Origin of the sequence: Flavobacterium sp. AG291, from assembly GCF_003350375.1 — a bacterium.
Lineage (GTDB): Bacteria > Bacteroidota > Bacteroidia > Flavobacteriales > Flavobacteriaceae > Flavobacterium > Flavobacterium suzhouense.
Genome location: NZ_QQAR01000016.1, coordinates 80,769 through 106,722 on the forward strand (window position 1 = coordinate 80,769; position 25,954 = coordinate 106,722).

Annotated in this window: 19 protein-coding genes; 13 read left to right on the forward strand and 6 right to left on the reverse strand. The window is 40.1% G+C overall.

Going from position 1 to position 25,954, the window contains the following annotated elements:
* The first annotated feature begins 203 nt into the window (after positions 1-203).
* The 7 genes from DEU42_RS15470 to DEU42_RS15500 all read left to right on the forward strand — a co-directional run bounded on the left by DEU42_RS15470 (position 204) and on the right by DEU42_RS15500 (position 10,921).
* Complete coding sequence (locus DEU42_RS15470; protein WP_114759234.1) at positions 204-851, forward strand: VOC family protein; 648 nt, start codon at positions 204-206, stop codon at positions 849-851.
* A 311-nt stretch (positions 852-1,162) separates the two neighbouring features.
* Positions 1,163-4,591, forward strand: a complete 3,429-nt coding sequence (locus tag DEU42_RS15475) for a methylmalonyl-CoA mutase family protein (RefSeq protein WP_114759235.1) — start codon at positions 1,163-1,165, stop codon at positions 4,589-4,591.
* 151 nt (positions 4,592-4,742) lie between these two features.
* Positions 4,743-5,228 carry a hypothetical protein gene (locus DEU42_RS15480; RefSeq protein WP_114759236.1) on the forward strand — a complete coding sequence of 162 codons (486 nt, stop codon included), beginning with the start codon at positions 4,743-4,745 and terminating at the stop codon, positions 5,226-5,228.
* A gap of 263 nt (positions 5,229-5,491) precedes the next feature.
* Complete coding sequence (locus tag DEU42_RS15485) at positions 5,492-6,388, forward strand: hypothetical protein (RefSeq protein WP_114759237.1); 897 nt, start codon at positions 5,492-5,494, stop codon at positions 6,386-6,388.
* 81 nt (positions 6,389-6,469) lie between these two features.
* Positions 6,470-7,330, forward strand: a complete 861-nt coding sequence (locus DEU42_RS15490; protein ID WP_114759238.1) for a hypothetical protein — start codon at positions 6,470-6,472, stop codon at positions 7,328-7,330.
* A 275-nt stretch (positions 7,331-7,605) separates the two neighbouring features.
* Positions 7,606-8,844 (forward strand): T9SS type A sorting domain-containing protein, encoded by a 1,239-nt coding sequence (locus DEU42_RS15495; protein WP_233506713.1) that lies wholly within the window; start codon positions 7,606-7,608, stop codon positions 8,842-8,844.
* A 319-nt stretch (positions 8,845-9,163) separates the two neighbouring features.
* Positions 9,164-10,921, forward strand: a complete 1,758-nt coding sequence (locus DEU42_RS15500) for a tetratricopeptide repeat protein (RefSeq protein WP_114759240.1) — start codon at positions 9,164-9,166, stop codon at positions 10,919-10,921.
* On the opposite strand, the gene DEU42_RS15505 is transcribed toward DEU42_RS15500, so the two are convergent.
* Positions 10,918-11,475 (reverse strand): DUF1543 domain-containing protein, encoded by a 558-nt coding sequence (locus DEU42_RS15505; protein WP_317047657.1) that lies wholly within the window; start codon positions 11,473-11,475, stop codon positions 10,918-10,920. The genes DEU42_RS15500 and DEU42_RS15505 overlap by 4 nt on opposite strands.
* Positions 11,476-11,595: 120 nt before the next feature.
* On the opposite strand from DEU42_RS15505, the gene DEU42_RS15510 reads away from it, so the two are divergent.
* Positions 11,596-12,099, forward strand: coding sequence for a hypothetical protein (locus DEU42_RS15510; protein WP_114759241.1), 504 nt, complete (start codon positions 11,596-11,598; stop codon positions 12,097-12,099).
* 98 nt (positions 12,100-12,197) lie between these two features.
* Here the strand turns inward: DEU42_RS15510 and DEU42_RS15515 are convergent, their stop codons facing one another.
* A complete protein-coding gene (locus tag DEU42_RS15515) occupies positions 12,198-14,561 on the reverse strand; it encodes a glycosyltransferase (RefSeq protein ID WP_114759242.1) in 2,364 nt (787 codons plus the stop codon).
* A 146-nt stretch (positions 14,562-14,707) separates the two neighbouring features.
* Positions 14,708-14,968 carry a hypothetical protein gene (locus tag DEU42_RS15520; RefSeq protein WP_114759243.1) on the reverse strand — a complete coding sequence of 87 codons (261 nt, stop codon included), beginning with the start codon at positions 14,966-14,968 and terminating at the stop codon, positions 14,708-14,710.
* A 349-nt stretch (positions 14,969-15,317) separates the two neighbouring features.
* On the opposite strand from DEU42_RS15520, the gene DEU42_RS15525 reads away from it, so the two are divergent.
* The 3 genes from DEU42_RS15525 (at position 15,318) to DEU42_RS15535 (ending at position 19,570) form a co-directional block, all read left to right on the forward strand.
* Positions 15,318-17,510: a glutamine synthetase III gene (locus DEU42_RS15525; protein ID WP_114759244.1), complete on the forward strand. Its 2,193-nt coding sequence runs from the start codon at positions 15,318-15,320 to the stop codon at positions 17,508-17,510.
* 272 nt (positions 17,511-17,782) lie between these two features.
* Positions 17,783-18,556 carry an OmpA family protein gene (locus DEU42_RS15530; RefSeq protein WP_158537893.1) on the forward strand — a complete coding sequence of 258 codons (774 nt, stop codon included), beginning with the start codon at positions 17,783-17,785 and terminating at the stop codon, positions 18,554-18,556.
* A gap of 117 nt (positions 18,557-18,673) precedes the next feature.
* The gene (locus DEU42_RS15535; RefSeq protein WP_114759246.1) at positions 18,674-19,570 is read left to right on the forward strand and encodes an OmpA family protein; all 897 of its coding nucleotides are present in this window, start codon (positions 18,674-18,676) and stop codon (positions 19,568-19,570) included.
* Positions 19,571-20,055: 485 nt separating this feature from the next.
* Here the strand turns inward: DEU42_RS15535 and DEU42_RS15540 are convergent, their stop codons facing one another.
* Positions 20,056-21,144, reverse strand: coding sequence for a DUF695 domain-containing protein (locus DEU42_RS15540; RefSeq protein ID WP_114759247.1), 1,089 nt, complete (start codon positions 21,142-21,144; stop codon positions 20,056-20,058).
* Positions 21,145-21,286: 142 nt separating this feature from the next.
* Here DEU42_RS15540 and DEU42_RS15545 point away from each other — a divergent pair, with 142 nt between their 5' ends.
* Both DEU42_RS15545 and DEU42_RS15550 read left to right on the forward strand, forming a co-directional pair.
* Positions 21,287-22,465, forward strand: a complete 1,179-nt coding sequence (locus tag DEU42_RS15545) for an AIR synthase related protein (RefSeq protein ID WP_114759248.1) — start codon at positions 21,287-21,289, stop codon at positions 22,463-22,465.
* A gap of 324 nt (positions 22,466-22,789) precedes the next feature.
* Positions 22,790-23,545 carry a YqjF family protein gene (locus DEU42_RS15550; protein ID WP_114759249.1) on the forward strand — a complete coding sequence of 252 codons (756 nt, stop codon included), beginning with the start codon at positions 22,790-22,792 and terminating at the stop codon, positions 23,543-23,545.
* 291 nt (positions 23,546-23,836) lie between these two features.
* Here DEU42_RS15550 and DEU42_RS15555 read toward each other — a convergent pair whose 3' ends face one another.
* Complete coding sequence (locus DEU42_RS15555; protein WP_114759250.1) at positions 23,837-24,454, reverse strand: HAD family hydrolase; 618 nt, start codon at positions 24,452-24,454, stop codon at positions 23,837-23,839.
* A complete protein-coding gene (ribD, locus tag DEU42_RS15560) occupies positions 24,432-25,550 on the reverse strand; it encodes a bifunctional diaminohydroxyphosphoribosylaminopyrimidine deaminase/5-amino-6-(5-phosphoribosylamino)uracil reductase RibD (protein ID WP_233506715.1) in 1,119 nt (372 codons plus the stop codon). Before ribD ends, DEU42_RS15555 begins: the two co-directional genes overlap by 23 nt.
* Between the last annotated feature and the right edge of the window lie 404 nt (positions 25,551-25,954).

Genomic DNA, 25,954 nt, shown 5'->3' on the forward strand with positions numbered 1-25,954 from the left:
TATTAATATAACTGCTGCAATTTATGTGTTACTATTTTAGTAATTAACAGATTAAAAGAAGCTAGTAATTTCATTTTTTTAGTGATACAGTAAGAATTTTACGAATATCGGAAAAGTGAAAGATTTAGCATTTAATTACCTTTTGTTTTACATTTTGCCTTTGCAATTATCATTAAATTAGTGGTTTGCACCACACACAGAAGATGAATATTATTGAACTCGAAATTCTTAGTGACGATCTCGCCGCTACGGAAAAATTTTATAAAAAGACTTTAGGGCTTACTCCGTTTTTTACCGAAAAGGATGCCCTGTTCTTTCAGGTAGGTTTTACCAAGCTGATTTTTAAAAAATCTGAAGGGCTGAAACCGGTATATCATTTTGCTATTGAAATACCCAACAACCGCTTTTTTGATGCCCATCATCATATACGGCAGCATGTAGAGCTTATTACAGTTGAAGGGGAAGATATTGCCAATTTTGTAAACTGGGATGCAAAGGCGTTTTACTTTTATGATAATAATGGTAATGTTGTAGAATTCATTACCCGATACCCTAATCGGGCTTATGATGATGAACCCTACAGCAGCAGGTCATACATTTCGATAAGTGAGATTGGCCTGGTGACAAATAATGTAAAAGAACTTGCTGATACTTTGGCCAAGGAAGAAGGGGTTCCCATATTTAAACGTCAGCCACGTACTGATACTTTTACGGCATCAGGTGATGATGAGGGTTTATTTATTATTGCTGCCAAAGGACGTGACTGGTATCCTACCAATGTAAAATCGCAATCGTTTCGTACCCGTGTGCTCTTTATGCAAAATGGAGAACTGGAGCATATTGTAAGGTAAATTTGGAAGTTATTACGCAGAGATGCACAAAGAAAACACAGAGATTCGCTAAGTTTTGTTTTTTTTGAGCGCTCAAAGCTATTCCTGCCTCTGGCTGAGATTTCTCTGTGAGCTTGTTAGATATTTTCTTTGTGTGACTCTGTGTTTTCTTTGCGAATCTCTGTGATATAGCTAACACCTTTAGTTGTAAAATTTAAATGTTTAATCTAATTCGGGTTAAATATTACTACAACGATTTTTCTAGGGGCATTTTGCTTTGAAAAATTTAATAATTCCGTAACTTGCGCCATTAAAATTGAATATAATTCAGAATGGAACAAGCACAACCTTATATTCCTAATAATAAAGTAAGAATTGTTACTGCTGCATCCCTGTTTGACGGGCACGATGCTGCTATTAATATCATGCGCCGAATCATTCAGGCTACCGGTGTTGAGGTAATTCACCTTGGGCACGACCGTAGCGTGGAAGAAGTGGTTAATACTGCTATTCAGGAAGATGCAAACGCTATTGCCATGACCTCTTACCAAGGGGGGCATAACGAATATTTTAAATACATGTATGACCTGCTTAAAGAAAAAGGGGCAGGACACATTAAGATCTTCGGTGGCGGAGGAGGAGTAATCCTTCCTGAGGAAATTAAGGAACTTCATGAGTACGGAATCACCCGTATCTATTCTCCGGACGACGGGCGTGAGCTTGGTCTTCAGGGGATGATCAATGACCTTGTGCAAAGAGCCGATTTTCCTGTAGGAGATAAGCTTAATGGTGAGTTGAACCACCTGGCTGAAAAGAATCCAACGGCTATTGCAAGGGTAATCTCTTCGGCAGAAAATTTCCCTGAAGTTGCTAAGGATACGCTTGATGCTATCCATAAACAAAACGAAACAACCAATATTCCGGTACTGGGTATTACCGGTACAGGGGGTGCGGGTAAATCATCACTTGTAGATGAGCTTGTACGCCGTTTCCTTATCGATTTCCCTGAGAAAACCATCGGTCTTATTTCGGTTGACCCTTCAAAACGTAAAACAGGCGGTGCGCTTTTAGGTGACCGTATCCGTATGAATGCCATCAACAACCCAAGGGTATATATGCGTTCATTGGCTACACGTCAGTCTAACCTTGCACTTTCTAAATATGTTGCCGAGGCCATTCAGGTACTTAAGGCAGCTAAATATGACCTTATCATCCTTGAGACATCTGGTATCGGACAATCGGATACAGAGATCCTTGAGCACTCTGATGTTTCACTATATGTAATGACACCTGAGTTTGGTGCTGCTACCCAGTTGGAGAAAATCGACATGCTTGATTTTGCCGATCTTGTAGCGATCAATAAATTTGACAAACGCGGTTCGCTTGATGCACTTCGTGACGTTAAGAAACAATACCAGCGTAACCACAACCTGTGGGATGCTAACCCGGATGACCTTCCTGTATTTGGCACCATTGCTTCGCAGTTTAACGACCCGGGCATGAATACCCTTTACAAAAAGATCATGGACAGGGTAGAAGAGAAAACAGGTGCAGGACTTAAGTCAACTTTCGAGATTACGCGCGAAATGAGCGAGAAGATATTTGTTATCCCTCCGCACAGAACACGTTACCTTTCTGAAATCGCTGAAAACAACCGCAAGTATGATGAGGTTGCCCTAAGCCAGCAGGATGTTGCCCAAAAACTATACGGTATCTTCAAAACAATAGAGACTGTTGCAGGTGTAACGCCTACAATTGATAAGTCGGGAATTGTTGAATCGACTGTTGAAGTTAAGGAAGAAGACAAAAAACAATTCATGTCGCTGCTTCTTAAGGAGTTTGACAGAGTGAAAATGAACCTTGATCCCTACAACTGGGAAATCATCCTTACATGGGATGACAAGGTAAACAAATACAAAAATCCTGTTTATTCTTTCAAAGTAAGGGACAAAGAGATTAAGATACAAACACATACCGAATCGCTTTCGCATTCGCAGATACCAAAGGTTGCACTGCCTAAATACCAGGCTTGGGGTGATATCCTTAGATGGTGCCTGCAGGAAAATGTACCGGGAGAATTCCCATTCACGTCAGGACTATATCCGTTCAAACGTGAGGGAGAAGATCCAACGCGTATGTTTGCCGGAGAGGGCGGACCGGAACGTACTAACCGCCGTTTCCACTATGTAAGTTTAGGTATGCCGGCAAAACGTCTTTCTACAGCGTTTGACTCTGTAACCCTTTATGGTAATGACCCTGACCACCGTCCGGATATTTACGGTAAGATTGGTAATGCAGGGGTTTCTATCTGTTGTCTTGACGATGCTAAAAAACTATACTCAGGCTTTAACCTTGCCCACCCAATGACATCGGTGAGTATGACCATCAACGGTCCTGCACCAATGCTGTTAGGTTTCTTTATGAATGCCGCTATCGACCAGCAATGTGAGATCTACATTAAAGAGAACGGCCTTGAGAAAGAAGTTGAGAAAAAAATAAACGATATATACAAAGCTAAAGGTGTTGAGCGTCCGCGCTACAATGGTGACCTTCCACAGGGTAACGATGGTCTTGGGTTAATGCTTCTTGGTGTTACCGGAGATCAGGTGCTGCCTGCTGATGTATATAACGAAATAAAAGTGCGTACCCTTACACAGGTGCGTGGTACCGTTCAGGCGGATATCCTTAAAGAAGACCAGGCACAAAATACCTGTATCTTCTCTACAGAGTTTGCCTTGAGATTGATGGGAGACGTTCAGGAGTATTTCATTACGAAAAACGTGAGGAACTTCTATTCGGTTTCGATTTCAGGATACCACATTGCCGAGGCGGGTGCAAATCCAATCACACAGTTGGCGTTTACGCTGGCTAACGGATTCACTTACGTAGAGTACTACCTGAGCCGTGGTATGAACATCAACGACTTTGGTCCGAACCTGTCGTTCTTCTTCAGTAATGGTATCGATCCTGAGTATGCGGTTATTGGTCGTGTAGCACGTAAAATATGGGCTAAAGCACTTAAGAACAAATATGGCGCTAACGAGCGTGCTCAGATGCTGAAATACCACATCCAGACATCAGGTCGTTCGCTTCACGCACAGGAAATTGATTTTAACGATATCCGTACAACGCTTCAGGCGCTGTATGCTATATATGATAACTGTAACTCACTGCACACAAATGCTTACGATGAGGCAATCACTACGCCAACGGAAGAAAGCGTGCGCCGTGCGATGGCTATTCAGCTTATCATCAATAAAGAGCTTGGTCTTGCTAAGAATGAAAACCCTATTCAGGGATCGTTCATCATTGAAGAGCTTACCGACCTTGTTGAAGAAGCTGTATTGGCAGAGTTTGACCGTATCACAGAGCGTGGCGGTGTACTTGGTGCTATGGAAACCATGTACCAGCGTTCTAAGATACAGGAAGAGTCGCTGTATTACGAAACCCTTAAGCATACAGGCGAGTTCCCTATTATTGGGGTAAATACGTTCCTGAGTTCTAAAGGTTCGCCAACAGTGGTTCCTGCTGAGGTTATCCGTGCTACGGAAGAAGAGAAAATGTTCCAAATCAAAACGCTTGAAACGCTTCATGCTGCCAATGCGAAACAGGTAGAAGAGCGCCTTGCGATTATTCAGGATGCTGCTATAAATAACAAAAATATCTTTGATGAGCTAATGGAAGCTGCTAAAGTGTGCTCCCTTGGCCAGATTACTGCTGCCCTGTTTGAAGTGGGTGGACAGTATAGAAGGAATATGTAATCTTTTAGATTTAAAGATTTAACAATTGAAATATTTAAAGATTAGCCTCCCAAATTGGGAGGCTTTTTTTGTAACAACCCTGCCAACATCTGTATCATGTTTTTTGGTTTTTGGTAATAGTATTACTTCCTTTACGTAACAAATCATTGTTATGAAAACAATTACTGTAAAATCCGAAAAGAGAAAGTACACCGCCCGTTTTAACGATGAGGTAATAGGTGTAATGGAATATCCTAAATGGTATTCGCAAATGGCGGCCATTACTATTGGTGAGAGTGTTTACAGGATATGCCCCACAGGCTTTTGGAATTTCAGGTATGAGGTGATAAAAGACGGTAAGGTAGTGTTTACGGTTAAGAACACCTGGAAGGGCTATGTGATTACTAAAGCTATGGACGAAGAACGTCCGTTAACGCTAACGCCCAAAGGTTTCTTTAAAGGGGGATATGTAATAAAGAACCACAGAAATGAAATATTACTGGAAGTGCATTCCGATTTTAAGTGGAATAAATTTTCTCAGGATTACAGGTTAATGCTCAGTGATGCTTTTGGCGATGAAGAGCAGGATAAAATGCTTTGGCTTTTATCGGTTTACTTTTATATCGAAGCACAAGCTGCCGCAGCCGGAGCTGCATAGGGCTGTCTAAAAAACGTGCCCCAGCAGCCAGTATAGTATTATAAATACAATAATGGTTCCTATACAGCCGAAGCCCGCTTTCTTGGCGCCCCAGCCTGCTAATAATGCTCTTAATAAATCTCTCATAGCGGTTTGTTTTTAATGTTTACTTAAAGGTAAAAACATTACTATAGTGGCAGAAATCATTTAACTTTTACTAAGGAAATTTTATATTGGTTTTAATTGTAAGAATTTTTTGTATATTAGTAGAAAAAATCAATCCTATGAAAACTAAATTATTACTCGCATTTTTTGCGCTGTCAGTCATTTCGTGTAGTGATGATGATTCATCGTGGCCATCGCCGCCGGAAAAAAAACTCGACCAGATGGTTGTGAAAAGATACCAGAACAATGGTAGCATCTATAAAGATGTATATGATTTTGATGATGATAATAAACTAACCATCATTAACCGTTATGATAGTCAGGATGAGAGTTTTTCAAAGACAACTTATGAGTATAATGAAAGTGGACTTTTGTCTGTAACAAAAACGTACGGCTTTGGTATGGGAGACCCCAGTCAGCCTTCATCAATAACATCTTTTAGTTACGATGCATCATCAAGAATAACAGGCATTGATGATATGGATGCTAGCGGGATAGAAGGAACTCATACTATTACCTCTTTTGTTTACAATGCAGATAATACCATTTCGGCGGTAGAAACAGTGTCAGGACCACCGTCGGAAGACGTGACTACGAATTATACCTTTTATATAAATGATTATGGGCATATTGAAAAAAAAGTAGATGCTGATAATACAATATGGACACAGGCGGTTTATTGGTCAGGTAATGTTGAGAGTTATACTCAATTAGGTGCTTCTTCAATGAGCTTTGAATTTGTTGAAAATGAATTTGTAAAAGGTAGTTATGTTAAGATTAACCAGAACAAGTTTGGCGGAAATTTTAATAATGCTATACTGGCCGGAGGATTTGCTTCAGTAAGTAATGGTGTTGTTAAATATGTATCGCAGCAAACATCAACGAATGCTTCTACTAGTCAGGTTTTAACCTATAACTATGAATTTGATGATGACGGTTATCCTGTAAGAGTGACCCTGTTCGTTCTGGGAAGTTCTACTCCTTATGAGGTCAGGGAGATAACATATCAAGAGTAACAGGACATCCGCTTCGGCGGATGTTTTTTTGATATATAATTTTTTTACTGTTACTTAGCAGTATAAAATAGTCCCCCCACTATGAAAACCAGATTACTGCTTGCATGTTTTGCCATGGTAATGGCATCGTGCTCTAACGACGACAATTCCGGTAAAGACACTTCCGGAGAGAATAGCGAAAAAATACTTCGTGAAATTGTACAAACCGAATTCAACCCAGATGGTTCGGTAAAACTTACTTCCAAAACCTATTTTGACGAAGACAAAGCCGTACTTGAAGAGCAATACAATAACCTCAATGAGCTTTCGGCGAAAAGCGAGTTTGCTTATAATGCCTCAGGGACATTAGAGAGTATTACGCATTATTCGGCTGCAGACGGCCTGCAAACACCTGATTATGGTTATGTGCTTACCTATGACAACTTAGGTAGGGTAGTGTCTAAAAATGAAACGGGTACTACAACAGCTTCTACTACCTTTGTTTATACCGAAAACAGTACTAATACCATTACTGCTACCACAACAGGTTCAGGAGAACCGGTTTATGCTGTGTATTACATCAATAATGCAGGTCAATTGTATAAAAAGACAGTAGGTTCTGCCACCGAGGAACTTACATATACCGATGATAATATTTTAAAGTATAAAAACGGATCCTTTATTTCGGATTTTGAATATATCAACGAGCCAGCTCCTTTAGGGCATCAGCATAAAATAGTACTTAACCAGTTTAAGGGTAATGCAATCAATGCGCTCCTGATAAATGGTTTTTTAACCCAAAGCCTGGGCAATACAAAATATGTTGCAAAGCGCACCGATAGCAATGGAGATACTTTTAGCTATGAATACCAATTTAACGCCGGTAATTATCCTGTAAAAGTGAGATGTTTTAAAAATAATGCCTCAATACCGTACTCGATAAGAGAGGTGTATTATGAGTAAGAAATCCTAACACTCAATCTGTTTTTTGTCGGTTAACTTTTGGTTTATGTCGAATTATTCTTAATTTTTAAGTTGATGTATTTTGGTTTCTTATACTTTTGGAGTGTTAGTAAAGACCAACGACAAATGAAGCCGTAGCTACTCATATTAAATGAAGCAACCGAAATTCACTATCAATAAAAACTAAAAACTGAAATTTGAAACCATTTGCTAATGTGAATGGTTTTTTTATTTGTTTTCGTAATCACTACCTTTATCATATAAAACTATAAGTAGTGAAAAATTGGGTTTTAATAGTGGTTTTATTAGTAACGGGCAATTGTGCTTCAGCCCAGGTATTTGGCTGTACCGACCCAATGAGTACTAACTATAACCCTTTGGCTACTCATAATGACGGAAGTTGCCAGTATGCGTCGGCGTCAGTACAGGCTTTGTCAACGGTTACGCTTCCCGCTGAAGTTGTAGAAACATCAGGACTAATTTTTAGCAATGATACATTATATACCCATAATGATAATACCGATTTTAACCTATACGCTCTGGATAGCATTACGGGAGCTATTATTAAAACACTTCCTGTTGCCGGTACTACAAATCAGGATTGGGAAGAAATAGCACAGGATAGTGACAATTTTTACATTGGTGATTTTGGAAATAACGTAAGTGGAAACAGGCAAAACCTTGAGATCCTTAAAGTGAGTAAAACCTCGGTTATGGCAGGAAATCCAATAATTGAATCCATCAAATTTAGTTATGCTGACCAAACTGATTTTTCTCCGACAAACAACAATAGTACTGATTTTGACTGTGAGGCAATGGTAGTTTCGCAGGATAGCATTTATCTTTTTACAAAGCAGTGGATTAGCAAAAAGACAAGCGTATATGCGTTGCCTAAAACTCCGGGTACTTATATTGCTCAGTTTAAAGGGACTTTAGATGTAAAAGGACTGATAACCGGTGCAACTTTTATAGAAGATAAAAAACTCGTTGTTTTGTGCGGATACAGTGGTATTGTTACTCCTTTTTTGTATCTGTTGTATGATTTTAAGGGATATGATTTCCTTTCAGGAAATAAAAGGAAAGTTGGCGTAACAGGTATCGGTTTTCATCAGACGGAAGGTATTGCAACACAAAACGGACGCTCTTATTTTGTCTCCAATGAGCATCTTGAAAAACAGCCTTTCGTGAATGTTGTACAAAAATTGCATCGCTTTGATTTATCTCCTTTTTTGGCAAATTACCTGGAGAATTTTGAGTTGAGTATACCTCAGAATGAGGTGAGGAATCTTGTACGGATTTATCCGAATCCTACCCGTGAAATCGTCTATATCGATGTTGATAATTCGATAAAAGATCAGGCTTATTTTTTTTATGATAGTAGCGGGAAAGAAGTGTTGAGAGGAACCATAGTCTCGGAGCATAACCGTATCGATATAACAAAGTTAGCTGGGGGAATTTATAGTATCAAACTCGATAAATACCCAGAATATTCTTACCGTTTATTTAAAAAATAAATCTTTTTTCCGGATTTATTTAAGCCGAAAACTCTTATCAAAAAAATATGCATTTCATCGGTAAAATGCGTACTTAATCTATGTATTTAATGCTTTTGAAAGGGGTTTCTCAATAAAAAATAATTTTTCTTACAATTTTAGTTTTTTAAATAGTGTGAAAAATGTGAGATTTTTTCAATAAAAAACTTTTAAATAAGTTAAGTATCGAATATTTTAGCACTTTCGTCGAATAAATTCAAAAATATTTATAAATTAACAATAAGTTTATTTTATGATTGGTTTTTACTATTTTTGTTAAAGCCCCCTAAAACGATGTTTAATGAAAAAAATCTTATTTTTTTTCGCCCTATTGGTTGGTTTAACCTGCTCTGCTCAGGACAATTCGCCAAAACATTTGCTCGAGCAAGGAATTGAAGAAATTTCGAAAAATAATTTCAGTAGCGGTATATCGTTGCTGAAGGAAAGTGCGACGCTTGCCCGAGAGAACAAAGATGAAAGGACAATGGGTAAAGCCTACACTGCTTTAGCTACTGCCTACCTTAAAAACGACAACACTGCCGAAGCCCTGAAAAACTACATATTGGCTTTACCGGCATTTAAAAACACAAGAGACAATCTTGGAGTAGCTAATACTTCCAAAGAAATAGGCCTTTTGTATGTTAAACAAAACAGAGACGATTTAGCCGTTCAGTATTTCACTGAAGCGATAAAGCTTGGTAAGCAACTGAATAACGAGATGCTTACTGCCGATGCGCTTACAGGGATTGGACCTGCCTATGAAAATCTTCATAAAATAGATAAGTCACTTGAGGCCTATAGCCAGGCGCTGGCTATATACAGGGCGCGTGGTATGGAAATTCAGGCGGGGCAAACATTGAGTCATATGGGGAATGCCTACAAAAAGCTTGGCGATTTTCCTCAGTCCATCCTAAATTATAAAGAGGCATTAGGATATTTTAACAGTGCTAATGACCGCTTTAAGGTTGCAGATGTTTTGTGTAGCCTTGGTGGAGTGCTTGCCATGATGGAGGACTATAACGAATCACTTCGCCTTTATGAGCAGGCTTATCTTGATGCTACTTCTATAAAATATGACGAAGTAATAATGAACGCCAGCCTAGGTATGGCTAATGCTTATGAGAACCTGAGGCAGTATCCTGAATCGGTGCGTTACCACAAAATCCACGAGCAAAAGAAAGAGGCTTTTATCAATGCTAAGCATTCTAAAGAAATTGCTGAGCTTAAGGCTAGAGCAGGAAAAACCAAGATTGTAACTGCTCAAAGCGAAGATACTAACAGTAGTAGTACAAGTACTGCCGGCTACGATTTTTACTTCTACACTTTTATTGGGGTTGTGGTGCTTATTGTTTTGGTAATTGTGGGCTTTGTGCTAAGAAGAAATGCACTTAAAAAGAATAAAGAAGACAATATGTTTAGCGAAGCCGAAGGGCAGGAGCGTTTAAGAATGGTGCAAAACCTGCACAATGATCTTGACTCTAAGCTTGAGGAAATCAACTCGCTGAGCGAATCTATCGTGGAAAGGGCTAACGGACTTCCTTCTATAAAAAGCCAGGGTGAGGCTATGCAGGAAACCACACGTAAAATCGAAGAGAATATTCGTGATATCGTTTGGTTGCTTACGCCAAAAACTACAACGCTTACTAACTATTCAGGAAGTATTAAAGAATATGTTCTTGATTACTTTAAGGACAGTCCGGTTGAGGTTCTTATCTCTGAACCGGACAGTATCTCTAATACGGTAATTACAAAAGAAAGTCAGGTAGGGTTACTTTCGGTTATTAAGGATAGTCTTGTGTTTGTTAAGGAAGATCCGCAGGTTTCAAAAGTATTCTTTGGAATTACCTATACAGGTACCCGTTTGATGGTTTCAATTAAAGACAACGGTCAGGGTATTGAAAAATCGGAAGCTGATAAAAAACGTCTTGACAGCCACCTGAATTCAACCGGTGGTATCATGAGGATTGACTGCGATCCGGGATGGGGTAGTGTAGTTAAGATCATTATTCCTGTAGAGAAAAAACCAAGGGGTAAAAAAACAGTAATGCTGAATTTCTAAACCTTTAGTTTTAGATAACCTATATGAAGTTCATCATCAGTGCCCTCATTTTTTGAGATGCTGATGGTGAACTTTTCTTTTAATGCAGGGTCAAGTATATCTTCCACATTATGCATATCATCTACGTCAAGGGCATATTTGTCGTCAATATGCGAAGCGCCACCTTTAGGCAGGTTATAATGTTTAAAGAAAGTAGACTTCTTGGCTTCTTTCACCGCTTCGGCCATAGATTTGGCAACAATCAGGGTTTTATAATGGTACTCTTCAAATTCACCGGCTTTGTAACCGCCCAGATTCAGGAAAAACAACTTTTCTTCTGTGATGGTAGCTTCGCTTTTAGGAACAATAGAAATGGTATAGCCATTTATATAAGTAACTTCGCGCCAGGAGTCTACATGCAGGCGTCCGCCATCAGGCCAAAAACGGTACATATCGCTTACAAGCCCTTCAACAGAAGTGCCTATCCCAAAAAAAATATCGTGCTGTTCGGTTAGCCTCCCTTTGGGCGTGCAGCCCAGTAAAACCATGTATAATTTTAAATTACTGTCCATCATATACAAAGGTATCCAAAACTTTTTTTAGTAAATTTTTATTGAATTAAATTTTTGGTTCGGTTTTTGGAATTGTATCTTTAAACTGTAAAATTAAATCAACAACTAAACGCATTTTAAATCATGAAAAAGATATTTTTACTATTAAGCATTGTGAGTGTATTTGGGCTGACGAGCTGTAGCAGCGACGACGATAATGTAGATTATGATACTATTGCTGCTGTAACGGAGCATACCGTGAACATGACGTATAATAATACTACGGGCAAGTATAACGGACTTGTAACATTCACTACGCCTATGTACGATTCTGACGTTGTACTAGTGTATAGGCTTACTGATGATGGGGAAGGTTTTACTGTGTGGCAACAAATACCGCGTACTATTTATATGGGAGCTGACGAGGTTGATTATGATTTCAACTTTACTGCAGATGATGTTTTGCTTACTGTAGATGCTAACTTTGATCTTGCAACAGCGCCTCAATTCACTCAGGGGCAAACATTCAGAATCGTTCAGGTTCCGGGTTATTTTGCTTCAACTGTAGATACAAATGATTTCGAAGCTGTAATGAGTGCACTTTCTGAAAAACAAGGTAAAACAGTACAAATTGAAAAATTAAATTAAGAGCCTTTTTCTCAATCGCTCTGCTATATAACTCAAGAGGCCCCTGCATTGCAGGGGCCTCTCTATTTGGGGACACATCAAGGTGTGGTTTACGAAGTTTAGAATTCAAGTGAGCGTAATGCAGAAATTTTTGCGGCTCTTTGTTTTCTCCTGAAGTATACCATATCGGCATTACCAAAATATTTAGTGATGGTTAGTCTTGCCATAAGGTAGCTCACAGTGCTTTCTGCTCCCTGATTCAGATTAACGTTGTATTCTTCCAGTCCGTCAAAACAGCCTCCTGTGCATGGATTGTAAATAATCTGTTGCAGGTGGTTGTTACCTAAGAACCAGTTAAAGGCCATCTCCATTTTATTAAGGTATTCTTCTGATTTGAATATATCGTGGAACTTGCGAAGTGCAAGTATGGTGTAGGCTACATCAATAGGCTGTTCACCATAGCGTTCTCTTTTTCCGCCCCTGTATAACCAGCTTCGGTTAGAAATTATCCTGATGGCATTTTCGTCAAAGGTATGCGATATCAAAAAGTCAAATGATTCTTTTGCAATTTCCTTATAAGTTTCATCTCCGGTAATAGTATGGCAAAGCAGTAATGCTTCCGGTAATAAACTGTTGGCATAAGTCAGGTAGCCTTCAAACCATTTCCATTCATCATCAGATTCATGTAGGTACATTTGTACCAAGCGGTCAGCAAAAAGCTTGATATATATAAGAGTATCAGCGTCTTTAATTTTTCGGTTGTAGTAGTACAATCCTTTGATTACAAAAGCCATTGCTCTTGTAGAGTAGATGTTTTTTGTTAATGACAGAGATCTTTGGAACATTCTGGCTGCTTTGGCAGTTATTTCCAAAGGCAGAATGTTGCTTAACGAAACTACATAACCCAGAGCCCACATGGCACGCCCTGCACTGTCTTCAAGGTTTTCGTTTTTGTTCTGTGCAGTAAATTGTTTGTTGACATCTACATAGTTCATAAATCTACCATCTTCAAACTGGCAGAACTCTATAAAATCCAGATATATTTTTATGTAGCGAAGTGCCTCGGGGTCTTTATACTGTTTGTAGTATTGCGACATGGCTATCATTGCACGCGCATTATCATCAAGTGTATGACCGGAATTAAGGTCAGGCCTGTTAAGCTGACTGAACTGAAGCATACCAAAATCGGTTGTCATTGCTTTAATGTGGTTCAGGTTTACAGCAGGGTTGCGATATTCCAGCTTTATGTTACCCATTTGCGAAAGCAGTTTTGCGTGGTCTACAGCAGAATTTTCCCATGCGGTGTGGATAATCTTATGAAGTCCGTTTAATACCATTGTTCTCCTTAATTCAGAATCAGACAATAAGGTGTTAATACGGTCAGCAAGTTGCCCGGAATTTCCAAAGTCGAATGTAAATCCTGTTTCACCTGCCAGTACTTCTTTAGCATGAGGAATAGGGGTTGAGATAATAGGGCATCCGCAGCTAAGGGCATAAGAGAAAGTTCCGCTTACTGCCTGGTTAGGGTCTTTTGATGTAAACAGATAAACATCGGTAAGCTGAAGGTATTCAAGTAACTCGTTCAGGTCAACATATTTATTGATGAATTTTACGTTTTCTTCAATACCCAGTTCCGTAATTTTTGCAATCAACGAATCGCGATATGCTTCGCCTTCGTTAAGTGCTACGGTAGGGTGCGTTTTGCCTATGATAAGGAAAAGTACATCGGGTGTGTTCTTAATTACTGCAGGAAGCGCATCGAGAGTAGTCTCAATACTTTTTCCTGCACTAAGTAGCCCAAAGGTAGAGAGTATGGTTCTGCCTTCAAATCCATACTTGCGTTTTAGCTCATTTTCGTCAGTGTGGGCAACAAGGTGTGTACCGTGTGGAATCACGGTAATCTTATCACGGTTCACGATATAGTCGCGAACCAGTATATCGGATGCATTATTGGTCATTACTATTAAGGAGTCGGCGCGGTCAAGAATGTGCTGAACGTTTGCCCTTAACTCGTCATTTGGACCCGGCAATACAGTATGAAAAACCACTGCTAATGGTTTTTTAACATCGTTGATGAAGAAGTTAAAGTTAGAAACGCTTTCGTGAACCAATCCAAACTCATGCTGCATAAGCACTACCTTAATATTGTCATCTTCATTTATGGCTTGCGCAAGCTGATTGTATGATTCAGGGTCAGATACATCAAGAATGTATTTAACAGCAGGATCAGTATAAGAGTGTTTTTCATTATTATTTTCTAAGGCACATATTTTAATAGCGAAAGAATCTACATAATGATCGTTAAGCGCCTTGATAAGATCCTGAGAATAGGTAGCGATGCCGCATTGCCTTGGCGGAAAAGTGGTTATGACTAAAATTTCAGGCAATATTTTATTATCGGCTTCGGCTGCCTGGGCTGCGAGCTGTTCTATCAGGTTATTGTAAGGTTGAAATTTTTTTCCTGCATTCTTTCTTGTTTTCATGGCGCATTACGGGTATTAGTATTTTTTTTAGTTCTTCATTACATCAGTTTCATTGTCTGCATTGAAAAAAACCGGCCATTATACTTTAATGTAGAAATATAAAGAACCGGTTTTATCGTGTGTTGGGTTACAGTAAAAGGCTTAGTTTAGCTGTTTACGCTGTTTACCCATTCGTTAGCTCTGTCTTTTGCGGCATTTACTACCTCTTTAACATCGCTCCCTGTGTCCTTAAACTCTTTTTGTGCTTTGCGCTGCAATTCGTTTAGTTTCCCTCTAAAATGCGCTTTGGCATTTTCAATATCCAGCTGATGGTTTCTTTTAGCTCTTTTGCGTGCAATTACTACTGCTGCTCCTGCAAGTAAAGCTGCTCCTGCAGCAATACCTAGTATAAGTTTCTTGTTTTTCATGGCAGATTATATTTTAGTGTTATCAGATTATCTTTCACTAAATTATATAATCCTCATCCTGAAGGCAATATGCTTAGGATATATTTAACTCAATTAACAAAGCTTTGGGGATTTTAAATTTTTGTTAACTGATTATGGTTGTTTTTTGAAAATAATGCAAAAAACGAAATCCGGCTTATGTAAATTTAATGAAAAATTCCTTTCGTTTGTAAATTGGGGGTGTAATTGTGTATTTGATAAAATAATTATTTTTTGACCCCTAAAAAAATGGGGGTGTGTAAAATTTGAAACATTTTTTTGTACATTTGCACAGAATTTAATTCTTCATTAACATTAAAAAATTAGTTTCATGTCAACATTTCGTTTTCAGGCACTTCAGCAAACAGCTAACCGCAAGCCGGTTAAAGTTGAAGAACTAGACAGAAAATCAATCATTTTTGGTAGTAATGTGTTCAATGACAAAGCGATGCGTCAATTCTTAACTCCTGATGCTTACCAGGCAGTTAAAAACGCAATGCAGCATGGAACTAAAATCGACAGAAAGATTGCTGATTATGTAGCAATGGGTATGAAAGAGTGGGCTCTTTCTAAAGGTGTAACACACTACACTCACTGGTTTCAGCCACTAACAGGTACTACTGCAGAAAAGCACGATGCTTTCTTCGAAACATCTTATGATGGCAGCGACCCGGTAGAGAAATTCGGTGGTAGCCAGCTTGTACAACAAGAGCCGGATGCATCATCTTTCCCTAACGGTGGTATCCGTAACACTTTTGAGGCTCGCGGATATACTGCATGGGATCCTACATCGCCTGCATTCATTTATGGAACTACATTATGTATCCCTACTGTGTTTATTTCATACACAGGAGAGGCACTTGATTATAAAACTCCACTTCTAAGAGCACTTCACGCAGTTGACGAGGCTGCAACTGAAGTATGCCGTTACTTCGACAAAAATGTTAAGAAAGTAACTGCTACCCTGGGATGGGAGCAGGAGTATTTCCTTGTTGATGCTGCACTTGCTAACTCAAGACCTGACATCACACTTACAGGACGTACTCTACTTGGACATACATCTGCTAAAGGACAACAGTTAGAAGACCACTATTTTGGTTCTATCCCAACACGTGTTCTTAACTATATGCGTGACCTTGAAAACGAGTGTATGCTACTTGGTATACCGGTTAAAACACGTCACAACGAGGTAGCTCCAAATCAGTTTGAGCTTGCTCCGATATTTGAAGAGACTAACCTTGCAGTTGACCACAACTCACTACTTATGGACGTAATGCAGAAAGTTGCAGAGCGCCATGACTTTAAAGTGCTTTTCCACGAAAAACCATTTAAAGGTGTAAACGGTTCTGGTAAACACAACAACTGGTCGCTTGCGACTGATACAGGTGTTAACCTTCTTGGACCTGGTAAAACGCCAATGAGCAACCTGCAGTTCCTTACGTTCTTCATCAACACTATCAAAGCGGTGTACACTCATGAAGAACTAATGAGAGCTTCTATTGCTACTGCTACTAACGACCACAGGTTGGGTGCTAACGAGGCTCCTCCTGCAATCATATCTGTATTCATCGGTCAGCAACTGACTAAAGTTCTTGAAGAACTTGAAGGTGTATCTAACGGTAAACTTTCTCCTGAAGAGAAAACTGACCTTAAACTTAACGTTGTAGGTAAACTTCCGGACGTACTTCTTGACAACACTGACAGAAACAGAACTTCTCCGTTTGCCTTTACAGGTAACAAATTTGAGTTCCGTGCTGTAGGTTCAAGCGCTAACTGTGCTAACGCAATGACTATCGTTAACTCTATCGTAGCTAAACAACTTAAAGAATTTAAAGTAGCTGTTGATGCGCTTATCGAAGAGAAAGGTATGAAGAAAGATGATGCTATCTTTAACGTACTGAGAGAATACATCAAAGAAACTAAAGCTATCCTTTTTGAAGGTGACGGTTACAGCGAAGCTTGGGAGAAAGAAGCTGCTAAACGTGGACTAAGTAACTTTAAAACTACGCCATCTGCGCTTAAAGCTAAAGTTTCTAAACAATCACTAGAGCTATTTGAAGGTCTTGGTGTAATGAACCACGTTGAGGCTGAAGCACGTTACGAAATCGAACTTGAAGAGTACACTAAGAAAATCCAGATTGAAGGACGTGTTCTTGGTGATATCGCAAGAAACCACGTAATCCCTACAGCTATCCGTTACCAAAATATTCTTATCGAGAACGTAAAAGGTCTTAAAGAGATCTTTGGAGCGAAAGACTTTGAAGCAGTTGCTAAAGAGCAAATTACGCTTATCAAAGAAATCTCAGGCCACATCTCTGAGATCAACGCAAAAGTTGAGGATATGACTGAAGCTCGTAAGAAAGCTAACGCTCTTACTTCTGCTGAAGAAATGGCTCACGCTTACTGCGATAACGTAAAACCTTATTTTGACGTAATCAGAGAGCACGCTGATAAGCTTGAGCTTCTTGTTGACGACGAGATCTGGACACTTACTAAATACAGAGAATTATTGTTTACACGATAATATTTCATATATCTTATTTGAGTCAGAATCCCCCGTGCTAAAGTGCGGGGGATTTTTTGTTTGTTGTACATCGTCATTGCGAGCGAAATGCAATGCAGCGTGGCAATCTAAAAGCAATCGTGGTTGCTCCTCTCTTCTTCGGAGCTCCCCGATAGCTCAGGAGAGGTGATTACATAAGGATGAGGAATTGCTACATTTTCACATTGAACGATTGCTACATTAAAATAATTGTATATTACTATCGTTATACTAAAATCCCTACAGCCAACTATATGAAACCAATATTACTACTATTTTATTTGTTCTGCCTTTCGGCGAATGCCCAGCAAAAATTCACGGTCTATTTTGATACCGGTGCTGCCGAAGCTACAACATCTTCGTTGGGTAAATTTCAGGAGTGGGTTATGGCTAATCCTGATATCGATATTGAAACGGTAAACGGTTACACTGATAAAACGGGAAAGTCGGAGTATAATCAGCAGCTTTCGGAAAAAAGAACAGCTTATGTATATGCTTTACTGAAAGCGAGTGACGTAAATTTAGATTACGCGATTAAAAATGCGTATGGCGAAGAACAGTCAACGGCTTATGATCATTCACCCGATCGTAAGGTAGAAATAAACTATGTAAAGGCGGAGTACTCCAAGCCACAACAGTCTGCCGATACGACTCTTAAAAAAGAAATTGTAAATGCAAAAGTGGGTGATATCATCATTCTCAGGAATATGCTTTTTTATGGTGGTACAACCTATGTGCTACCGGAATCCAGACCCATACTCAAAGAACTTCTTGCCATAATGCTGAGCCATCCCAAACTTAAGATTGACATACAGGGACATATATGCTGCGATGTAGATGATTCAGGCAATCTTTCGGGGCGAAGGGCACAGGAGGTGGAAAGCTATCTTATAAACAATGGTGTAGATAAAAAAAGAGTCACAACTAAAGGCTTTGGCGGACGCAGACCCATTTATGATATTCCCGAATGGTCAGACGAGCAACGCTACGCCAACCGCAGGGTAGAGATTGAGATTTTGTCTAATTAGTTTTAAGTTTACAGTTAACGGTTTACTGTTGCACAAAAGAACTGTTAACTGTCAGCTGTAAACTGTAAACAATAATAAATAAATCCCTATTTTCGTTATACAAACAAATCAACTCTCATGAAAAAGCTGTTTACAGTACTGGCCTTTACTTTGTTTATTTCGATTGCTGCCAAAGCACAGGAGCAATTCTCGTTGTATTTTGACACCAACAAATATGAACTTAAAAAAGGGGAGGATAAAAGGCTGAACGACTGGCTTGCTGCCAATAAAACCTCTAAGATACTTGCCATAAACGGCTATACCGATGAAGACGGAAGTGTAGGTATGAATGATACTCTTGCGCAACGCAGGGTTAGCCACGTATTCGGACTGATTCAGGGAAAAGTGAAAATCCGTGAAGACTTCAAGACCAGAAGTTTCGGGAAGCTGCATAAAATGTCGGCTGTCAAAGCAGAGAATCGTAAGGTTACCATTTATTACCTGTTGGAGAAAGACCTTGCCCGTGAGAACGAGATATTGGGTATTACCGAAACAGCACCTAAACCGGCGGTTAAAAAAGGTCCGGTAGTATATCCGTCGACTGTAATGGCAATGGGGCCGGGAGGTAAAGAAGAAGAACTGAAACTTGATGTTGAGTTCATGAAGAAACTTGGCGAGGCCAAAGCAGGTGAAAAACTTCGCATAGACAACCTGAACTTTCAGGAAAACACCTATATTGTTATGCCTGACTCGCGCCATAGATTATTCGAGCTTCTCGAAACTATGAAGCGTAATCCCGGACTGAAAATAAAACTTGAAGGTCATGTATGCTGTATGAAAGCCGACCGTCAAAACCTCTCTTACGAAAGAGCAAAAGCGGTAATGAGGTTCCTTAATCTTAACGGTATCGAGAAAAGCCGACTTTCGTTTGAAGGTTTCGGCGTTACCCAGCCAATATACCCAATCCCTGAAAAAACTCCTGAGGAACGCGAAGCCAACCGTAGGGTAGAGGTGCTTGTTGTGGAGAATAATTAGTTTTAGTTGTCGGTTGATGGTTGTCAGTTGTTGGTAAGCTTCACTCTGTTCCAGTCGCAGTATTCAGACTCAGTTGGCAGGAGCTTCACTCATGCTCTATAATAACGTTCTGTCATTGCGAGCGCAATGCAATGAAGCGCGGCACCCGAGGCTGTAAGCCGAACGGACGAAGTAATCTCTATTTAACGTTCTGTCATTGCGAGCGCAATGTAATAAAGCGCGGCAATCTCTTTGCGGGCATGGATTGCAAATCTGCACTATCAAGAGATTGCCGCATACCGCTACGCTCCATTCGCAATGACGGAGCCTTTAGATTTGCGTAGTGATTGTCATTGCGAGCGCAACGCAGTGGAGCGCGGCACCCGAGGCTGTAAGCCGAACGGACGAAGTAATCTCTATTTAACGTTCTGTCATTCTGAGCGAAGCGCAGCGAAGTCAGCAGCATCTCTTTGTGGGCAGGGATTACAAATCCTTGCTATTGAATATTACTCTAAGTTCTGAAAACTACTGAAAGTCATCCAGTATTTATCTTTGTAAATAGAATAATTAATATCAAACCTTGTCTGCTGATTTATTAAGGCGTCAAGAATTAAAGATGGTTTTCTAAAACCTTTACAGGCGAAGAAAATATTTCTTGTATCACAACCTGTTTCTCTTCCAATGTATAAATAATCATTTGGGTTTTCCAGTTGTTCTGTGATTTTGTCTCCGGCTGAGTCTATCAAACCGGATATCATTTGGTTAGGCATTCCATTATTGTAAGAACCATCATAAGCTATACTGATTTTCATTATCCATGGATATGAAGATTTTTCATTCCACTCTAATAAATCTGTATTCATAACTGCGACAATTGGCCGACTATTGTATGAGTATTCGAATATTGAATGTGTATTGTCTTCTAAATTGGGCGTAATAGCTTCATATTTCTCTACAAATTCTTTTTCACGCCAAATAAGATAGGCTTTGAGTTTTTCGATGGGAATAAGTTCTTGTGTAACATCCTCTTTACCAACTACAGTAAGATTGTCTATTGATGTAGCAAAGTTTATTTCTCCAAGAAAATTATCAAGGAAAATCTGCGTCCCCACTGTTATGTCTTCACTATTTTCTTTAGTAAAGTCAGAGTTTACTATAACAATATCAATCTCATCAGGATGGTTTTGATCTTCTTTAGCATAAAATGAAAGGTTTTGATCGGAAAAAGTATAACCATTCATTGAAATACTTACATTTTCAATGTCTAATGCTGGTTTATGCGCGGTAAATTTCCAACCCTGAATTGAGGGAGCTTCAGCGATTAATGTTTCTACAAATACCAGGTTTTTAATATTTCCATCGGCCGTGATTATCAATTCTGCAGTATCATTATTCATCATTCCGGAAACAAAAAAGTAACCCTCTCTCAGTTGGTTAAGCTTTTCGCTTAGCGGTTCATGGAATTTATTAATGTATTCACCCGACTTGGTAATCTTATAAAATGCTCTTTCGTTATTTTGGAACCAGTTCCAAAAATCAGCATTAGTATTTATCTCTTCTTCCTTTTTATTGAACAGATTGCTAAGAAATCCCATGTTCGTTGATTGGTTTAGTTTATAACAAATATACAATCCTAAAGTAATTATCACATTGCCACATTAAATAATTGATACATCGTTACATTGTATAATTACTACATTAACCCTATCTTTGCCGCTTAATTACAAACCCATATCCATGAGTTCTGATAACAGCAAACGTTACAGCCAGAGAGGTGTTTCGGCTTCTAAAGAGGATGTTCACAACGCCATAAAAAATATTGATAAAGGTCTGTTTCCAAAGGCTTTCTGTAAAATCGTTCCTGATTACCTAACCGGTGACAACGATTACTGCCTTATAATGCATGCCGACGGTGCAGGGACAAAATCTTCCCTTGCCTATATGTACTGGAAAGAAACAGGCGATATCTCTGTATGGAAAGGTATTGCTCAGGATGCGCTTATCATGAATATTGACGACCTGCTTTGTGTAGGTGCGGTAGATAACATCATGCTGTCATCAACTATTGGGCGTAACAAAAACCTTGTTCCGGGCGAAGTTATCTCTGCCATCATCAACGGTACTGAAGAACTTATCGAAGAACTGAAATCGTTTGGTGTTACCATCCATTCTACTGGTGGTGAAACGGCTGATGTGGGCGACCTTGTTCGTACCATCATCGTAGACTCTACCGTAACAGCACGCATGAAACGCAGCGACGTTATCGACAATGCCAACATTCAGGCGGGTGACGTTATCGTAGGGCTTGAGTCATACGGTCAGGCTTCTTACGAGAAGGGTTACAACGGCGGTATGGGCAGTAACGGACTTACATCTGCACGCCACGATGTGTTTGATAATTACCTTGCAAAAGCATACCCTGAAAGCTACGACGCGGCTGTTCCTGCCGAGCTTGTATATTCAGGAAAAACCAAACTTACCGATGCGGTTGAGGGTAGCCCTATCGATGCCGGTAAACTGGTACTTTCGCCAACGCGTACGTATGCGCCTATCATCAAAAAGATACTCGAGAAATACACTCCGAATGAAATACACGGAATGGTACACTGCTCGGGTGGTGCACAAACAAAAGTGCTTCACTTTGTAGACAACGTTCACGTGATAAAAGACAACCTGTTCCCTGTGCCACCACTGTTTAAGCTTATTCAGGAGAACTCAGGTACCGACTGGAAAGAAATGTACCAGGTATTTAACTGTGGTCACCGTATGGAGCTTTACGTTCCGCAGGAAATCGCAGAGGATATTATCGCTATCTCTAAGTCTTTCAACGTAGATGCACAGATAGTAGGAAGGGTAGAAGCTTCAGATAAAAAAGAGCTTACTATTACCAGCGAGTACGGTACTTTTAACTACTAAGATATATTTATCTCAATATAGAATCCACCTTCGGGTGGATTTTTTTATTTAACCTCACTTATCGGTATTATTTGTAATTGCGAGCGACTAGAGGGCTTGCCCTACTGGCGAAGTAAATGCAATGAAGCGTGGCAATCTCTTATTAATTCCAAAAGATTGCCACATTACGCTGCGCTTCATTCGCAATGACAAGCGTACAGGTAAGAAGGTTTGAGTGAAGCTAGCTCCCGCCGCGGCGGAAGGGGTTGGGGGTGTGTCAAATAGAATGTTTATAAATTATAAAGCTGAGATATAGTGAATTAACTTTTTCATTATCTTAGGCTTATGCAACAAACTATACCAATCAAAAAAAGGACATTTCTTGATGCCCAGTGGCGCAAGCTTGTCATGATGAACTTTAAGGTAGATCCGGAAGTACTCAAGCCGTACCTGCCTTTTGAAACCGAACTCGACCTGTGGAATGACACCTGTTATATCAGTCTTGTAGGCTTTATGTTTCAGGAGACCAGGATGCTGAAAATGAAGATTCCTTTTCATGTAAATTTTGAAGAAATCAATCTGCGCTTTTACGTAAAGTATAAAGATACCGAAGGCTACAGGCGTGGCGTTGTCTTTATCAAAGAAATAGTACCGATGCCATCGCTGACTCTGGTCGCTAATGCATTTTACAGTGAAAACTACGAAACCCTTACCACAAGCCATGCATGGCTGGAAGATGCCGATTCGCTTACGGTAAAATATGGCTGGAAGAAAGACGGCAGGTGGAACGTTATGAGAACAACCTCAGAAAAAGAACCTGTAGATATCGTTGAAGGCAGCGAAGAAGAATTCATTACGGAGCATTTTTGGGGTTATACCAAAATAAAAGACAATGTATCTGCCGAGTATGAGGTGCAACACCCACGCTGGCAGGTGTATCCGGTAAAAGATTACGGATTGCGCGTAAACTTTGAAAAGACCTACGGACCCGATTTTGCCTTTATGCAAAACCTTAAGCCGGTATCGGTTTTCCTTGCTGAAGGTTCTGAGATTGTGGTAAAACAAGGCAGAAAGATAAAAGCCGAGGCTTTAGAGGTGTAACTTTGATTTGTTCCCTGTGGATTCTATCTGTGGGGAATAATTGTATATAATCGAACCTAAAGGCTCACATGTAATAGCCAATGGCATCGCCTTCGGGGGATGAGTGGGAAAAATCCGCGGCATCCGCTCGATCCGTGTTGTCCGCGTTACATTGAGATTACTTCGTCCGTTCGGCTTACAGCCTCGGGTGCCACGTCGTCCCTCCTCGCAATGACATGCGTAGCGTGATATAGTGTTATGTATTATGAGCATGAGTGAAGCTACCTGCAAACTGCGACTGAATACTGAATACTAAATCTCATCCAGATTGATTACCTTTTTCTCAAACAGATCTACCACATCCTCTTCGCCTTTTTGCAGGTTCCAAACCTGAAAGCCAAGGGCCGACGCTGCATCGGTGTTGAATTTCTTATCGTCTACAAACAGGGTGCGTTTCGGCTGAATGTCGTGTTTATTGAGTATATAGTTAAAGGCTTCGGTATCGGGTTTGCGATGCCCTATTTCGTGAGAGAAATATACCTTTTCAAAGCACTGGTAAAAGTCCATGTAAAATGATGCCTCTACATCGCGTTCAAATTTCTCTATATGAATAGGATCGGTATTGCTCAAAAGGAACAGTCGGTAGTTGTTCGACAGGTTTTGCAGGAACTCCAGTCGGTACAACGGAAAATCATCCATTCCGGCATTCCAGGCGGCTTTAATTTCTTTCAGGGTAGCATCGGGCATCGATTTTTGAAGTCCTTTTAAAAAGCCTTCAGCATCAATCTTGCCGGTTTCCAGTTTCAGTTCCAGTTTTTCGTGCTCATCGGTCCACGCTTTCAGGCCAAGGTCGGCCAGCGCTTTATCTTTAGCAGCACTGTTTTTGTTAATGAAAATATCCCCGAAATCAAATATTATTGCCTTCACCATAATTCCTGTAAATTATAAGTTCGTCATCCAGTATCCTTTCGCTGTGTATGGGCTGGGCGGCAAACTGCGGGGCTGGGGTTCCGTCATGAAAAATAACAGACCCTTTAAAAACGCGGGCTTCGTCCCACAGGTTGGCATCAATAAAGGTTTGGAGCGTCTGACGCCCTCCTTCGATGATAACCGACTGCAGGTTGTGCTTATACAGCACCTTGGAGATGTTTTTTGGCAGTTTGTCGTCAAAAGCTATGCTTTCATACAACAGGGTATCTAAGTTAGGCAAATTGTGCGTTTCTGTCAAAAAAATTGATTTAATTTTATGATTTTTAACCGAATACCCTTCAGGAATACGATTCGTACGGTCTAATACAATACGTACCGGATTTGGTCCCGCCCATGAACGAACATCAAGACTCGGATTATCGTCAAGAACCGTTTGCGTACCCACTAATATTGCCATTTCCTCACTGCGCCATTTGTGAACGAGCTGACGGGAATATTTGTTGGTAATCCATACCGGAGCTGGATTGTTCGATTGTTCGATATTTCGATTGGACGGATCTGTCGAACTATCCAACAATCTATCTGAAGGACTCAAAAAACCATCGGCACTTTCAGCCCATTTTAATATGATGTACGGACGCTGTTTTTCGTGAAAGGTAAAAAAACGGCGGTTGAACTCACGGCATTCCTTTTCGAGTACACCTACAGTAACATTCTTTCCGGCTTCCTGCAATTTCCGGATGCCATTGCCTGCCACTTTTTCATTAGGGTCTACACAGCCTATAATGATATTTTGGATCTCATTTTTGATGATGAGGTCACAACACGGAGGGGTTTTGCCGTAATGGCTGCACGGCTCAAGGCTAACATATAAGGTTGACTGCGGAATAAGGTGTCTGTCGGCTTCAGCAACCGAATTCAGGCAGTTTACCTCACCATGCGGACCGCCAAAAGGGGAGGTATGACCTTCGCCAATGATCCTGCCTTCATAAACCAGCACCGCACCAACTGAAGGGTTAGGCATGGCTTCGCGAAGTCCGTTGGCAGCCAGTTCCAGGCAGCGTTGCATATAGTGTTCGTGGGGTGTTTGTGACATAGGAGTTGCAAAGTATCAAAGTTACGAAGTTTTTAGATACAATGCATTTTACCACAAAGGACACCACGGTAGCACTAAGTGACACAAAGCGTTGTGTGCATTGTGATAAGCTTTGTGTTCCTTGTGGTTAATAATTATTCATTCCCTACGGGAAATAATTACCTAAAACCTTATTTTCTACGAACATTATTTCCCTAACGGGAAACTATTTCCTCTGGGTATCGCGTAGCAATTTAATGGTGGTAGCAAAGATGTTGCCTATGGGATTATTTCCCGTAGGGAATAAATAATAGTTGTAACACAGAGTAGCGCTAAGAAACTCAGAGACTCACAAAGATTTATTTTGAGAGTTCTCAGAGTTTTATCCTGCCTACGGCAGGATTCTCTGTGTACTCAGCTTAAAA